Here is a 14,077-nt window from a genome sequence, read left to right on the forward strand (position 1 = left end):
ACAAAATACCACACCTCCAACTACCGCTGTCAGCAACTTTACACCCGACTTTATGCGCTTTCTGGCATTATTGCTGCTCTTTCTAACCATGCAACAGTTCTCCCGGGCGGGTGGGATCAGGGGACGCATTACCACAAAAAACGGAGAGTCCCTCCCCTATGCCGGCATCGCGGTAAAGGGAACGAGCAACGGTACCATGGCCAATGAAGAGGGGGAATATGAGTTCAGCCTCGCGCCTGGTAACTACGAGATCATTTTTCAATACCTGGGTTTTAAGAGTGTTTCCAGAACCGTCACAATCGGTAGCGATTTTACCGAGTTAAATGTAACAATGGAAGAGCAGGCGCTGAGCCTGCAAGAAGCCACAGTAGGCAAGGGCAAAGAGGATCCCGCATACACGATCATGCGTCGCGCAATCGCGAAAGCCCGTTTTCACCAGTTGCAGGTACGGGGATACACGGCCAAAGTGTATTCAAGAAGCACCGGCGTAGCTACCAAAATTCCTTTTTTGCTGCAAAAAAGACTAAAAAAAGAGGGCGTCCAGCAAGGTAAGGCCATTCTGAACGAGAGCGTCGCGGAGATCAGGTACCGCCGTCCTAACAATTACAGCCAGCGCATTATTTCCACGCGCAACAGCCTCGATAACAGCATTCCATCACCGAATGAGTACATTCTGGCCAGCTTATACAGCCCTGAAATCGCAGGTACCATTTCGCCATTATCGCCCAAATCATTTGCCTATTACAAATTTGAATATGAAGGCTATTTCGAGGAGCGCGGCGAGATAGTGAATAAAATAAGGGTCATTCCAAAAGCTTATGGCGAAGGCGTTTTCAAAGGAAGCCTATTTATCCTCGAAGACCGCTGGGCGATCCACAGCTACGATTTGCAAACTACCACCAGCGGTTTGAACATTGCCGCAAAGCAGATTTTCAGCCCGGTACAAGGCGTATGGATCCCCGTCAATCAGCAGTTCCGGCTGAATGGTAGTTACCTCGGTTTTGCGGGGGAGTTCCGTTACCTGGTTTCCCTTACGTACGATAACCTTGACGTCGATCCAGGTTTACGCGAAGACATCGTCATTGCAGATCATAAAAAAGAAGACGCACCCAAAGTAAAAGGTGGCAAAGACCTCGAAAACCTGATCCAGGCACAGAAAGAGTTTTCTACCAAAAATTTCAGAAAACTCACCAAACAATACGAAAAACAGCAGAAAAAGGAACAAAAAGAAGAGCTCGGCAACGACCGGCTAGTACGGCAGGACTCCATCGTGATCGATTCGATGGCCAACAAACGCGATACCACCTACTGGCAAGCACTACGTCCTATTCCACTTACCCGATCAGAGGTTTCGAGTTATGTCAGTCAGGACAGCATCAAGGTCGTCAAGGACTCTATCCGGGTAAAAACCAAGCCTGATTCCACGCATTTCAAGCCTATTCACCTGCTTTTGGGTAATACTTATGCATTGGGTAACCGCAATACGTTTTATTTCAGAAGCCCTTTCCTGTCGGTCAGCTATAACTCGGTGGAGGGTAATGCGGTCAATTTCATCACCGAATGGCAGAAGCGCTGGGGGAAATCCTCATACCTGAGTATGCGCCCGCTTGTGCGCTACTCGTTTGGGCGTAAGCAGCTGTACGGGAACCTGGAAACCAACGTAGGCAGCAAAAACTGGAACCTGGCATTGGCAGGCGGCAAAATGGCGACGCAGATCAACAGCCGTGAGCCGATCCCGCCGCTGCCGAACAGCGTCGCGGCGCGCTTTTTCGATCGCAGCCTGATGAAGTTGTACCAAAAACAGTTCGGCCATATTCAATATACGCTCCGCAACATCGGCGACATTCTCAGCATCAATACAAGCCTGGACTTTGAGCGCCGTGTGGAGCTGCTCAACCAGGAAAGTGCGCGGCCCATTATCTTTTGGAGCCAGTTTGGTTTTACGCCCAACCGGCCAGTTAACCGCGAGCTGGCTAATACCGGTTTTAAAGATCACAATGCCTGGATTTTCGACATTACAGCCACATTGCGCCCGTGGAGAAGGTATCTGATCCGGAACGGCGAAAAACGCTATTTGAGAAGCCGTGGCCCCGCATTTAGTGCTAATTATAAAAGCGGACTGGGCTTTTGGGGAGATGTGGATTATTCACTCCTGCAAGGAACGATCCGCCAGAATATGAGCCTGGGACCGCGCAGTAACCTCGAATACCTGGTGAATGCGGGCGGTTTTTTAAGCACCAAAAAAATGTACTTTCCAGATTACCAGCACTTTATGGGGAATGAATTCTTCTTCCAGTATGTCTACCCACCCGATCAGTTCCGAATGCTGCCCTACTACCGTTACAGCACTGCAAAGTGGTTTTTCCAGACGCATTTGACGTGGTCGATGCAGCATTTCCTGCTCACACGCGTGCAGTCGTTACGCGTGACGGGCATTTCAGAGACGTTGCAGCTGCATTACCTGCGTGTGCCATCGATCCGGAATTACACTGAGGCCGTTTATGGAATTGATAACATTATGCGGATTGTCCGGTTGGAGGCCGTCGCGCAATTCCATGGCTCGCATTTTCAAGGCATGGGGTGGCGCGTCGGGGCCTCCTTTCGATTCGGACGGTAATTATTTCACTTTCGTAGCCTTGAAACGCGGCGCGGTTTTGTGGGCTGCCGGCCACACGTTATTGTCGGGATCAATATCGGCCATACGCTGGCTCGGATCGATTGCAATGGCTTGAATATCTGAAATGCTGCGGTCGATAGTGAACGAATATTCTGGATAAGTCCAGCCCCAATCCGCCAATTGCGTAGTTTTGGAATACAACTTCTCGTTCTTTTCGCCCCGCATGATTTCCAGTGGAATGTAAAAATTCTCCTGGGTACCGTCTTTGTAGCTTACCACCACATCCAACGGCATCGGCATTTGACCGATTCTTTCGAGCACTACGTCCGTCTTACCAGCATCAGCAACCACTTCCCGGATGTCGTAATCGATCGTTTTGGTGGTACCCACGAAATTCTCCCAGAACCAATCCAGTTCCAACCCCGATTCCTTTTCCATAATGCGTTTCAAATCGGTCGGGTTCGGGTGCTTGAACTTCCACTCATTGAAATACCGTTTCATTCCGCGCTCAAAGGTTTCCTTACCCATGATATAGTTGAGCTGGTTTAGGAATACGGCACCTTTATTGTAGCTCGCAATGCTGTACGCCTTATTGGTATTATAATGATCGGCGTGGGTCGTGAGCGGCTCTTCCGTTCCAGACTTCACCAGGCTGCGGTAGCTGGTGGTAGCACTGCGCTGCGCGTCGCCTTTGGCAGGGAAAAGCTCGTTCATCACGATATTCTGCGCGTAGGTCGTAAAACCTTCGTCCATCCACGGATATTTGGATTCGTTGGTGCCCAAAATCCCCTGGAACCAGCTGTGAATGGATTCGTGGACGGTAACGCTCGTCAGCGCGTGGAGGTTCAGGCGCCCGGTGATGAGGGTTGCCATCGGATATTCCATGCCTCCGTCGCCGCCCTGGATAATTGAATATTGCTTGTAAGGATAGCGCCCGAACCGCTCGTTCATGATCTTGAACGAACGCACAGCCAGCGGCTCCATTTGCTTCCACACATTAGCCAGTGTATCGGTTTGGTAGAAGAAATGCAGGTCCAGCTTATCATCGACTTTCACGACGTCGTGCTGGTAATCACGGTCGGCGGCCCACATAAAATCGTGTACTTCCGGTGCTATGAAATGCCAGGTAAGGCGGTCACCGGGTTTGTGGGTTACATTTTTGTTAGAATATCCGTGACCTATTTTATCAGGATTCTGCAAATAGCCCGTCCCTGCGATCGTGTAAGCCGCATCCATTGTGATTTTTACATCAAAATCACCCCAGATCCCATAAAATTCACGACCGATATAAGGATTGGCATGCCAGCCTTCATAATCGTATTCCGACATTTTCGGATACCATTGCGCCATCGAATAATCGATACCTTCATTGTTGTTGCGGCCTGTACGGCGGATCTGCAATGGTACCTGCGCTTCAAACTCCATGTCGAAAGTATGCTGTGATTTCGGCAGGATCTTCTCATTCAGCGTCACTTCGAGAATGGTACCTTCTACCTCATATTTCAGCGGTTTCCCATTCTGTTTCAGGGATAACACCTTTTCATAACCGATTTCAGAAGGCGACAATTTGGAAATGCGGTCCTTTACACGCGAGTCGGGGTCACTGATCGAGCGCGAGCGGACGTCCATCTGGCTGCCGGGCTGGAATGCGTTCAGGTATAAATGATAAAATACCTTTTGAAGAGTGTCGGGGGAGTTGTTGGTATAAACGAGCTTTTGGGTGCCCTTGTACTGGTGTTTGACAGCGTCAAAATCAATTTCCATCTGGTACTTCACGCGCTGCTGCCAACGGTCACTTTGTGCTGAGACCCGGAACGCCAGCGCGACCAGTAAGAGCACGGAAAAATTAAACTTCATTATAAGGTTAGTAATTTGATTAAACCGCAAATTAACGGAATTGTCTGGTTTATAGGGAGAAAATTATATATTTGAGAAAAACTCACTACTATGCAACGCTCCATCGAAATACCAAAAGCACTTATTTACGAGGAGTTTGACGGGCACCCAGTTTACCGTAAGGGATACCGCGATTATCTCGTGGGAACCAAAACGGTAGAAGAATTAATGGGTACCAGTAAATTACAGTGGTTTATCGTCACAGCCATATTGAGAAAAATTCTTGAATTGTTTCAACCTGGCGAATATCTCGTCGGAACTAATGAACCGGGCGTACATCTCAAACGCGGCACCAACCTTGCGAACGATATAGCCATTTATCGTAAAGGGCAACTTAAAATCGGATTAAACTCTATTAACTATGCCGAGATTCCCCCGGTAGTAGCCATTGAAGTAGACGTACGGGCTGATTGCTCCGATATTTTCTCAAATGAGTTCGAATATATGGAAGCAAAAAGCAAAAGACTGCTGGATTTTGGCGCTCAAAAGATTATCTGGATAGGCTCCGTCTCCAAAAAAGTTTCTATTATTTCGTCAGACCGTCGATGGGAAATCATTGATTGGGATTTGCCGTTCGAAGTTCTTGACGGAAAGTATGTCAATGTTTGGGACTTGATGTTGAAAAATGGTTTTGAAGCATAAACTGTGCATCATTCTCCACAAAAAACCTCATTTTAAAGCATTTGCAACGGTTTGCGGCATTTGGCGCGTAATTCCGCTTCTGGCATAGTGTTGGTAATTATTAGATCAGAAATCAATAATTAAGAACCTAAATATTTGTCACTCATGCTTAGATGGACCGTAATATTTCTGATCATCGCTATCGTGGCCGGGATCCTCGGATTCGGTGGTATAGCAGCAGGCGCAGCCGGAATTGCTAAAATTCTTTTCTTCGTATTCCTCGTTCTATTCGTGCTAAGCTTATTAAGCCGCGGTGTCGGGCGATCCTGACGACTTTCGGAGATACAATAAATGAAAAAAGCGGACATGTCCGCTTTTTTCGTATTCCTTATTCCCATTCGATGGTAGCCGGTGGCTTTGAAGAAATGTCGTAAACGACCCTGTTCACCCCTTTTACCTTGTTAATAATATCGTTGGAAACTTCTGCGAGAAAATCGTACGGCAAATGCGCCCAATCGGCAGTCATACCGTCGACAGAAGTTACCGCGCGCAGCGCTACCACGCGCTCGTAGGTGCGCTCGTCGCCCATTACGCCTACGCTCTGCACGGGAAGTAGCATTGCACCCGCCTGCCAAACGTCTTTATAAAGATCCCATTTACGTAAGCCACCGATAAAGATCGCATCCACTTCTTGCAGGATAGCCACTTTTTCAGGAGTGATTTCACCCAAAATACGAATTGCAAGGCCTGGTCCCGGGAACGGGTGGCGGCTTAGGATCTTCTCATCGATGCCCAGCGTACGTCCAACCGCCCTCACCTCGTCTTTGAACAGCGTATTCAGCGGCTCGACTACTTTCAGTTTCATGAAATCGGGCAAGCCACCCACGTTGTGGTGCGATTTGATGGTGGCAGAAGGGCCTTTTACCGAAACGGATTCGATCACGTCAGGGTAAATAGTTCCCTGCCCGAGCCATTTCACGTCTTCGATCAAATGCGCTTCCTGGTCGAAAATGTCGATGAACGACTTTCCGATCGCCTTGCGTTTCGCTTCGGGATCGCTCAGGCCGTCGAGCGATTGGTAAAAGTGTGATTTGGAATCTACACCTTTGATATTAAGGCCCATATCCTGGTAAGAATGCAGCACTTGTTCGAACTCATCCTTACGTAGCAGACCATTATCTACGAAAATGCAATAGAGGTTTTTACCGATCGCATGGTGTACCAGCGTAGCAGCGACCGTAGAATCCACGCCGCCGGACAATGCCATTACGACCTTGTCGTTGCCCAGTTTCTGGCGAAGTTGCTCGATAGTATGCTCCACGAACGATTCCGAAGTCCAGTCCTGCCTGCAACCGCAGATATTCACGACAAAGTTGTGTAGCAGCTTTTTACCCTCGGTAGTGTGCGTCACCTCGGGGTGAAACTGGATACCATATGTGAGTTCATCCTCGACTTTAAATGCGGCCACCTTCACTGATTCCGTCGAAGCGATCACGTGGAAGTTCTGCGGTGCGCGTACGATCGTGTCACCGTGCGACATCCACACCTGCGACGATTCCGACAGGCCTGCCAGCAGCGACGAATCAGAATCATCAATTTCCAGTCGTGCACGGCCATATTCCCGGTGTTGCGAAGGCTGAACTTCGCCACCCAGCTCCTGCGCGAGCAGTTGTGCGCCATAGCAAACACCCAAAAGAGGTAATGTCTTGCGGAATTTGTTGAGATCGACCCGGGGAGAACCCTCGTCCCTTACCGAACAGGGGCTACCTGAGAGAATTACACCTTTGACGTTGGGAGTGAGTTCGGGGAAGTTGTTGTATGGGTGGATTTCACAATAAACGTTCAGTTCGCGAACTCTGCGTGCAATTAACTGGGTGTACTGTGAGCCAAAATCTAAAATCAGAATTTGTTCGGTCATATATATGCTATCTAAAACGCAAAGGTAGGGAGATTGGGTGAAAAGCAAAAAACGAAGTTGAAACTTCGCCACTTTGGACGTTCAAATAGCTATTTAACCGTTTAAACTTTTTTCCCGCCAATATGCAACTTCGTTTTATCCCTTTGTATCTATAAGCCGAAAGATAGACACACACCACTTATACAACATACACGCCTTTTATGTAATCAAAGGTTCTATGTTATACCAAGTACCTATCTTTGCAGTGTACCTAATGGAACAACTCACTCCCCGGTACGCTGAACTTTTAACTATTAGCCATGAAAATCTTAATGAACCTAACTGCAGCACTGCTGCTGGGCAGTGGATTTGTGCACGCACAAGCTCCCCAGCCACTTACCGGAAAAGGAAAAATCACCGGTGCGGTGCTTGATGAAAAGTCACAACCGTTCCCGTTTGTGAACATTTTGCTGTTGCAAGCCAAAGACTCGGTGCTTGTAAAAGGACTTGCTGCCGACGAGCAGGGTAAATATGTATTCGACCAGGTAGCGGCAGGCAAATACCTTACGCTGATCTCGATGGTAGGTTACCAAAAAGCTTACAGCGAACCCTTTAATGTAAAAGATGCTCCCGTAAACCTCCCCACTGTCAGTCTGAAATCGGATATCAAATCACTGAGTGAAGTGACAGTCGTAGCGAAAAAGCCATTCATTGAGCAGGAAATTGACCGGACGGTAGTGAATGTGGAAAACAGTATTGTTTCTGCGGGTGCAACCGCGTTGGAAGTGCTCGAGCGAGCTCCCGGCGTGACGGTCGACCAGCAGAACGAGCAATTGAAACTGCGTGGCAAGGAAGGGGTAATTGTGCAGATCGACGGCAAACAGACTTTTTTATCCCAACAAGAACTCATTACCCTCCTGCGCAATACGCCGAGCGACAACATTGAGAAAATTGAATTGATCACGAACCCTTCGGCCAAATACGATGCGGCCGGAAACTCGGGGATCATCAATATCAAAATGAAGCGTAATAAGAACTACGGCACCAACGGGAACATCAACCTGGGTGGCGCGTGGGCGAAATACGGTCGTGCGAATGCAACCGCGACACTCAACCACCGGGCCGGAAAAATCAGCACATTTATCAGCGGCGGCGCTTTTTATAACAAGGGATTTAATAACAACGACATTTACCGTACCATTCCTTATGACGGCAAGGTAACGATCTTCGATCAGCACACCGAGCGCATCAACCGATCGGAATACTATAACGTACGTGCCGGCCTCGACTACTTTGCAACGGACAAAACCACTGTGGGCGTATTGGTTTCCGGCTTCTACAATGATTGGAGCAACCCCTTCGGGCAAACCAACACCCGGATCCTGAACGAAGACCTGACTCTTCAACGGACATTCCGAACCAACGTTTTCAATGGCGGCAAGATGAATAACATCAGTTCCAACCTGAACCTGAAACACCAATTCAACGATAAAGGCAAGGAACTCACATTCGATCTGGACTACGTGCATTACGGCGGCAAAAAGAAAAGCGACCTGGATACCCGCTATTTCAAGGCGGACGGTACGCCGGACGAAGCTGCTACCGAAATGGTGCGTAACGATATGCCCTCGGACATCAACATTGCCATGGCGAAACTGGATTACACGCAGACGATCGGCAAAGGAAAATTCGAAACCGGTTTGAAATCGAGCTATGTGACATCGGATAACGATATGGTGTTCGAAACGTTCATCGACAGCTGGCAATTTGACCCGAAACGCTCCAACCGTTTCAAATACACTGAAAACGTGAATGCAGCTTATGCGAACTACGCCGGCGCAATTTCGAAGAAGATCAAGTATCAGTTGGGAGTCCGGGCAGAACACACGCATTCGATCGGCAACTCGATCACGCTGAACCAGAAACGCGACAGAAACTATATCAATTTTTTCCCTAGCGTATTCTTATCGAACCAGTTGGACACCAATAACGTGATCAACCTGTCGTACAGCCGCCGGATCGACCGTCCGAACTATCAGTCGCTGAACCCATTCGAGTTTTACCTCGACCCGTACACATTCCAGCGCGGTAACCCGAACCTGCGGCCACAGTACACGCATTCATTCCAGTTGGTACACGTTTACAAGAATGCATTGAACACGACGCTGGCTTACAGCCGCATCAAGGATATGATCGCGGATGAACTGCCTCAGCAGATCGCTTCGGAGAATAAAACTTTCGTGACTTCGGATAACCTTGATAATCAGGACAACGTCAGCCTGACCGTCTCATTCCCGATTCCAGTCACTAAATGGTGGCAAGTGCAGGCGAACTTTACGGGTGTGTACAACCATTACAAGTCATATTACCTGGAACAGCAGCTGGAAATCAAGCAGACATCCTGGAATATGTATGCCAGCAACCAATTTACGATTGGCAAAGGATGGTCCGCCGAGCTCTCGGGATGGTATAATAGCAGACAGTTCTATGGCTTGTACGCAGCCCGTCCGATGGGGATGATCAATGCAGGTTTGCAAAAGAATATCCTGAACAAAAAAGGAACGATCCGTTTCAATGTGAACGACATCTTCTGGACCAACCGCTTCAACGGTACCGCGGTGTACAAGGATATCAATTTCAAGGTACGTTCCGAATGGCCTAGCCGCCAGTTCAGACTGACCTTCACTTACAACTTCGGTAATCAGAATGTGAAGGGTGCCCGCCAGCGCAACACCGGGTCGGATGATTTGCAGAAACGCGCAGGAGGCAATTAAAAGTGGAATTCCGGCCGAACGAGGCCAGTGTTCATAAATTAGTTAGGTTTGTTATGCAGAAAATCCATCCCGCGATGTGCGGGATGGATTTCTTTTTGCATATAAACCTAATAAGTGAAATGTTTATGCTTGCAGCGCCGCAACACCCGGAAGCACTTTACCTTCCATGTATTCGAGCAATGCACCGCCACCGGTTGAAACGTAGCTTACACGGTCGCCGTAGCCCGCATTGTTGATCGCAGACGCAGAATCGCCACCACCGATCAGTGAGAATGCGTCGTTGTCTTCGGTTACCGCCACTACCGCCTCAGCGATCGCGTTGGTTCCTTTCGCGAAATTCGGGAATTCGAATACGCCCATCGGGCCGTTCCAGAGCACGGTTTTTGATTTTTTAATGATATCAGAGAAAATCTCAGCAGTTTTCGGACCGATGTCGAGACCTTCCCATTCGTCAGGAATATTACCTGCCTCAACAACTTTGCGATCTGCGTCGTTGGAGAATTTGTCAGCAATTACTGTATCCACCGGCAATACCAGGTTGATACCTTTCGCTTTTGCTTTCTCGATCAGTTCAAGCGTCAGATCCTGCTTGTCGGCTTCGAGCAGCGACTTACCGATGTTTCCACCTTGTGCCTTGGAGAATGTGTAGGACATACCGCCGCCGATAATGAGGTTGTCTACCTTATCGAGAAGGCGCTCAATGATCAGGATTTTGTCGGAAATTTTCGCACCGCCCATGATCGCCGTGAAAGGTCTTTCCGAGTGTTCGAGCAGACGTTCCGCGTTGTCGAGCTCAGCTTGCATTACATATCCGCAAACTTTGTCCTTAAAAAACTTACCGATTACGGCTGTGGAAGCGTGCGCGCGGTGTGCGGTACCGAATGCGTCCATTACCCACACGTCACCGAGTTTCGAGAGTTTCTCAGCGAACTCTTCGTTACCTTTTTCTTCTTCTTTATAAAAACGCAGGTTTTCGAGCAACAGAACTTCTCCCGGTTGCAATGCAGCGGCCAGCTCAGTAGCGCTTGCCCCAATGCAATCGTCGGCAAACTTCACGGTCTTTCCGAGGATCAGCGACAATGGGTTTACAAGGTGTTTCAGGGAGTACTTTTCGACAGGACCGTCCTTGGGGCGACCAAGGTGTGACATTAAAATGACGGAACCGCCGTCATTAAGAATCTTGCTGATTGTAGGAATGGTCGCACGGATACGGGTATCGTCCGTGATCTCAAATTTTTCATTAAGCGGGACATTGAAATCCACGCGAACCAGGGCCTTTTTCCCTGAAAAATCATAAGAATCTAATGTTGTCATGGGCAGGTAAAATTGTTTTCCATAGAGAGCAAATGTAAATCAATTTCTTAATTATATACTACGCTTTTCAGAAAAGGCGCCGCTCATAATAACTATAATCCTATTTTTACCTTTCATCTTTCTATAAAAACAGTATTTAACCAAATTTTAATATAAACCATCCCGGACATGCCGGCACCGCTCTTTTCACCAGTCGAAACCTCCATTCACGCATTCAAAATTGAACATTCAGTCATTCCCCATTCCACGGCGGCTCATTCAATCATTCAGTCATTCGGTCATTCGGTCATTCGGTCATTCAGTCATTCGGTCATTTCTTTTAATTTCGGTAACTTTATTTCTTCATCAACTAAAAAAGTAACCATTTTGTCCGCCGAGTTGACCGATCCGTTCGCCCAGGAACAAGTGTTCCCCACGGATTTACCGCCCAAATACTATCTCGAATATTTCAATTACGTGCTCGCCTTCGTTCGCAAGCGATATGAGCACATCCTGCACGAGAGCGAGCTGGAATTCCTGGACAATTACGAGTCGCTTTCCGAAGATGCGCAATGCCTGTTCATCCGTTTCAGCAACCGCAGTAAATCGTTTTTCCGTACCAATAGCCTCTCTTACGCCGAAATCGAGGATATGCCCGCGGTGCTCACCGAACTGCTCGAACGCGATTTCATCGAAACGCTTTGCGAAGCGCACGAAAGCCGGTTCGGAGAGGTCATCGACCTTTTCACCAAACCCGAGTTGCTCGAAGTCACCAAGCTGCTTGAACCGGACGTAATGCCTTCCAAAAGCATCAAAAAGCCTGATCTGGTGCGCTGGCTGCTGCATGAGTACGATTTTGCGGTGCTTTGCGAGGTGATCGGAGAATTGGAGCCGGTGGTAAAAGTGTCATTCGAGGCGGAGGTAATGCTGATGAAGTTCCTCTTTTTCGGTAACCGCTATGCCGACATGACGGAGTTTGTCGTTCGCGACCTCGGGCACGTGCGGTTTCAGTCGTTCGACGAGCAGTACCTTTCCATTCAGTTTGATACGCGCAAGGATGCGGATGATACATTGATGGTGTCGTTGATGAAAGAAACCTTCGACATTATCAAACAGGATTTACCTCCCGAGGAAATCTATGACTGGTTTATGAACTGGCAGGCTGCAAGCGGCACAGGGCTCAGTCCTAAGGCTTTACCCTCATTCAATTCATTCATATTAAAGGTAAGTGCCTGGTTGGAACGTAAGAAAATGCTTTCCCAGGCCCTAACCATTTACCAGCTTACCAACGACGCCCCAGCCCGCGAGCGGCGCGTGCGATTGCTTTATAACCTGGGCGAGATCGACGAAGCACTGGCATTATGTGAAGAGATTTCCGAAAGCCCGCAGAATGCCGACGAGCGCTTTTTCAGCCTCGATTTTTATGAAAAGATCAAAAACAAAAAAGCCCGGACCGTCAAAAGGACGACCCAGGCTTTGAAGGCTGCCGAAGCGATTGAAGTACCGATTTCCTATCGTTTCCGCGTGGAATTCGGGGCAATCACTTACTACCAGTCGCAGGGTTATAATGCATTTTTCAGCGAAAACGAACCGTGGCGTGCATTGTTCGGGCTGCTGTTCTGGGATATTATTTATGACACCAATGTGCAGACGATCCATAATCCGCTGCAACGCATTCCGTCGGACTTCTTTCTGCCCGACTTCTATTTCAAGCGGTCGGAACAATTGAAGGAACGGCTCGCCGCTGCCCATTCGCGCGAGATCATCGACGAGCTCGTTACGCAAACATTTACAGACAAATACGGCATTACCAACGTGCTCGTGCCGTGGTATGACGGCGCATTGGAAAAGGTACTAACATTAACGTCCCTTCTGAGCCCCGAAAAGATCCACAAGATCATGCTCGAAATGGCGCTGAACCTCCGTGAAAACACCCGCGGCTTCCCCGATCTGCTCGTTTGGAACGACGACGATTATGCATTCATCGAAATCAAATCGCCCACCGACCACCTGTCGTCGCGGCAGCTGCATTGGCAGCATTTCTTTGCCGAACATGGTGTACAGAGCCGGATCGTCCGGGTGAACTGGATCAAGGAGGATATTAGTCTAATGTAAACTCGGCTGTTACCGGCAGGTGGTCCGATGCATATTTCTCGTCGATCACCTTGGTGTTGGCACTTTTGAGTTTGCTGCCCTGCTTGTGCATGATGAAATCGATGGTCTTTTTCGGTACTTCCACAGGAATAGTAGGCTTGCAATCCGTGCACGAACGGGTGAAGTATTTATCGAAATAGGCGATTACCGGGCTTCCAGGTGTTGCATTGAAATCGCCGCCGAGGATCATCGGCAACTGCGAGTCTCCGAAATGCTTCACAATGGTTTCGGCTTGCAACAGGCGGTTGGGCTCTTTCAATCCCAAATGCGTACTGGCGAAAATCAGCTTGCGGTTATCCGGCAGCTTCACCGTCACCGCAGCGATCGTGCGATCTTCTTCTTTCAATTCAGGGCGGATCGGCAATGCGAACTTCGCCGAATCCACAATCGGAAATTTGGTCAGAACCGCCACGCCGTAGTCGCCGCCCTGGTGATCGATTGCTTTGGAAAAATAGAATTTCATGCCCGTCAGCGCGGCCAGCTGCTGGGCCTGGTTCTTGCCTTTGCCGGAACGCTCGGTATTCACGTCCACCTCCTGCAATGCCACGAAATCAGGCTTTTCGGCATTGATAACCTTTGCAATTGCCTCTACATCAATTTTATCCCCGGCCGATGGCGGGTTACAATGGTGGATATTGTAGGTCATCACTTTGAAGCGCTGCTTCTTGGCGGGCTGGTCGGGTAACGTACCGGCTAGTACGTTGACGGACAGGAGCATGAACAGGGGGAAGACATACTTTTTCATCGGTGGTACGAAGATTAAGGTTAATAATGCGCCAAAAATAGTGGTTGAAAACCAGAAATAATCCCGCCTGCTAACCCGTT

The 14,077-nt window shown here is 48.7% G+C and carries 9 protein-coding genes; 5 read left to right on the forward strand and 4 right to left on the reverse strand.

Annotated elements, in window-relative coordinates; all coding sequences use genetic code 11:
- Nucleotides 1-88: 88 nt before the first annotated feature.
- A complete protein-coding gene (locus AC2YIT_RS02265) occupies nucleotides 89-2,617 on the forward strand; it encodes a DUF5686 and carboxypeptidase regulatory-like domain-containing protein (RefSeq protein ID WP_487278107.1) in 2,529 nt (842 codons plus the stop codon).
- On the opposite strand, the gene AC2YIT_RS02270 is transcribed toward AC2YIT_RS02265, so the two are convergent.
- Nucleotides 2,618-4,474: a M1 family metallopeptidase gene (locus tag AC2YIT_RS02270; protein ID WP_487278108.1), complete on the reverse strand. Its 1,857-nt coding sequence runs from the start codon at nucleotides 4,472-4,474 to the stop codon at nucleotides 2,618-2,620. It abuts the gene before it with no gap.
- Between the two features lie 90 nt (nucleotides 4,475-4,564).
- Here AC2YIT_RS02270 and AC2YIT_RS02275 point away from each other — a divergent pair, with 90 nt between their 5' ends.
- Complete coding sequence (locus tag AC2YIT_RS02275) at nucleotides 4,565-5,155, forward strand: Uma2 family endonuclease (RefSeq protein WP_487278109.1); 591 nt, start codon at nucleotides 4,565-4,567, stop codon at nucleotides 5,153-5,155.
- A gap of 144 nt (nucleotides 5,156-5,299) precedes the next feature.
- On the forward strand, nucleotides 5,300-5,464 hold the full coding sequence (locus tag AC2YIT_RS02280) for a DUF1328 family protein (RefSeq protein ID WP_019940565.1): 165 nt from the start codon (nucleotides 5,300-5,302) through the stop codon (nucleotides 5,462-5,464).
- Between the two features lie 58 nt (nucleotides 5,465-5,522).
- Here AC2YIT_RS02280 and guaA read toward each other — a convergent pair whose 3' ends face one another.
- Nucleotides 5,523-7,052 carry a glutamine-hydrolyzing GMP synthase gene (guaA, locus tag AC2YIT_RS02285; RefSeq protein ID WP_487278110.1) on the reverse strand — a complete coding sequence of 510 codons (1,530 nt, stop codon included), beginning with the start codon at nucleotides 7,050-7,052 and terminating at the stop codon, nucleotides 5,523-5,525.
- Nucleotides 7,053-7,363: 311 nt separating this feature from the next.
- Between guaA and AC2YIT_RS02290 the strand changes: the two genes are divergently transcribed.
- Complete coding sequence (locus AC2YIT_RS02290) at nucleotides 7,364-9,805, forward strand: TonB-dependent receptor (protein ID WP_487278111.1); 2,442 nt, start codon at nucleotides 7,364-7,366, stop codon at nucleotides 9,803-9,805.
- Between the two features lie 123 nt (nucleotides 9,806-9,928).
- Here AC2YIT_RS02290 and AC2YIT_RS02295 read toward each other — a convergent pair whose 3' ends face one another.
- A complete protein-coding gene (locus AC2YIT_RS02295) occupies nucleotides 9,929-11,119 on the reverse strand; it encodes a phosphoglycerate kinase (RefSeq protein WP_430842847.1) in 1,191 nt (396 codons plus the stop codon).
- 366 nt (nucleotides 11,120-11,485) lie between these two features.
- Here AC2YIT_RS02295 and AC2YIT_RS02300 point away from each other — a divergent pair, with 366 nt between their 5' ends.
- Nucleotides 11,486-13,213, forward strand: a complete 1,728-nt coding sequence (locus AC2YIT_RS02300) for a VRR-NUC domain-containing protein (RefSeq protein WP_487278112.1) — start codon at nucleotides 11,486-11,488, stop codon at nucleotides 13,211-13,213.
- Here AC2YIT_RS02300 and AC2YIT_RS02305 read toward each other — a convergent pair.
- Nucleotides 13,200-13,997 (reverse strand): endonuclease/exonuclease/phosphatase family protein, encoded by a 798-nt coding sequence (locus AC2YIT_RS02305; RefSeq protein WP_487278113.1) that lies wholly within the window; start codon nucleotides 13,995-13,997, stop codon nucleotides 13,200-13,202. The genes AC2YIT_RS02300 and AC2YIT_RS02305 overlap by 14 nt on opposite strands.
- Nucleotides 13,998-14,077 lie beyond the last annotated feature (80 nt).

This window comes from Dyadobacter sp. SRI_021 (assembly GCF_057586235.1).

Excerpts from the sequence above, each read along its gene's own strand:
- AC2YIT_RS02295 (WP_430842847.1), bottom strand. The coding sequence starts at position 11,119 with ATGACAACATTAGATTCTTATGATTTTTCAGGGAAAAAGGCCCTGGTT.
- AC2YIT_RS02265 (WP_487278107.1), top strand. The coding sequence starts at position 89 with ATGCAACAGTTCTCCCGGGCGGGTGGGATCAGGGGACGCATTACCACA.
- AC2YIT_RS02270 (WP_487278108.1), bottom strand. The coding sequence starts at position 4,474 with ATGAAGTTTAATTTTTCCGTGCTCTTACTGGTCGCGCTGGCGTTCCGG.
- AC2YIT_RS02305 (WP_487278113.1), bottom strand. The coding sequence starts at position 13,997 with ATGAAAAAGTATGTCTTCCCCCTGTTCATGCTCCTGTCCGTCAACGTA.
- AC2YIT_RS02280 (WP_019940565.1), top strand. The coding sequence starts at position 5,300 with ATGCTTAGATGGACCGTAATATTTCTGATCATCGCTATCGTGGCCGGG.
- guaA (WP_487278110.1), bottom strand. The coding sequence starts at position 7,052 with ATGACCGAACAAATTCTGATTTTAGATTTTGGCTCACAGTACACCCAG.
- AC2YIT_RS02275 (WP_487278109.1), top strand. The coding sequence starts at position 4,565 with ATGCAACGCTCCATCGAAATACCAAAAGCACTTATTTACGAGGAGTTT.
- AC2YIT_RS02290 (WP_487278111.1), top strand. The coding sequence starts at position 7,364 with ATGAACCTAACTGCAGCACTGCTGCTGGGCAGTGGATTTGTGCACGCA.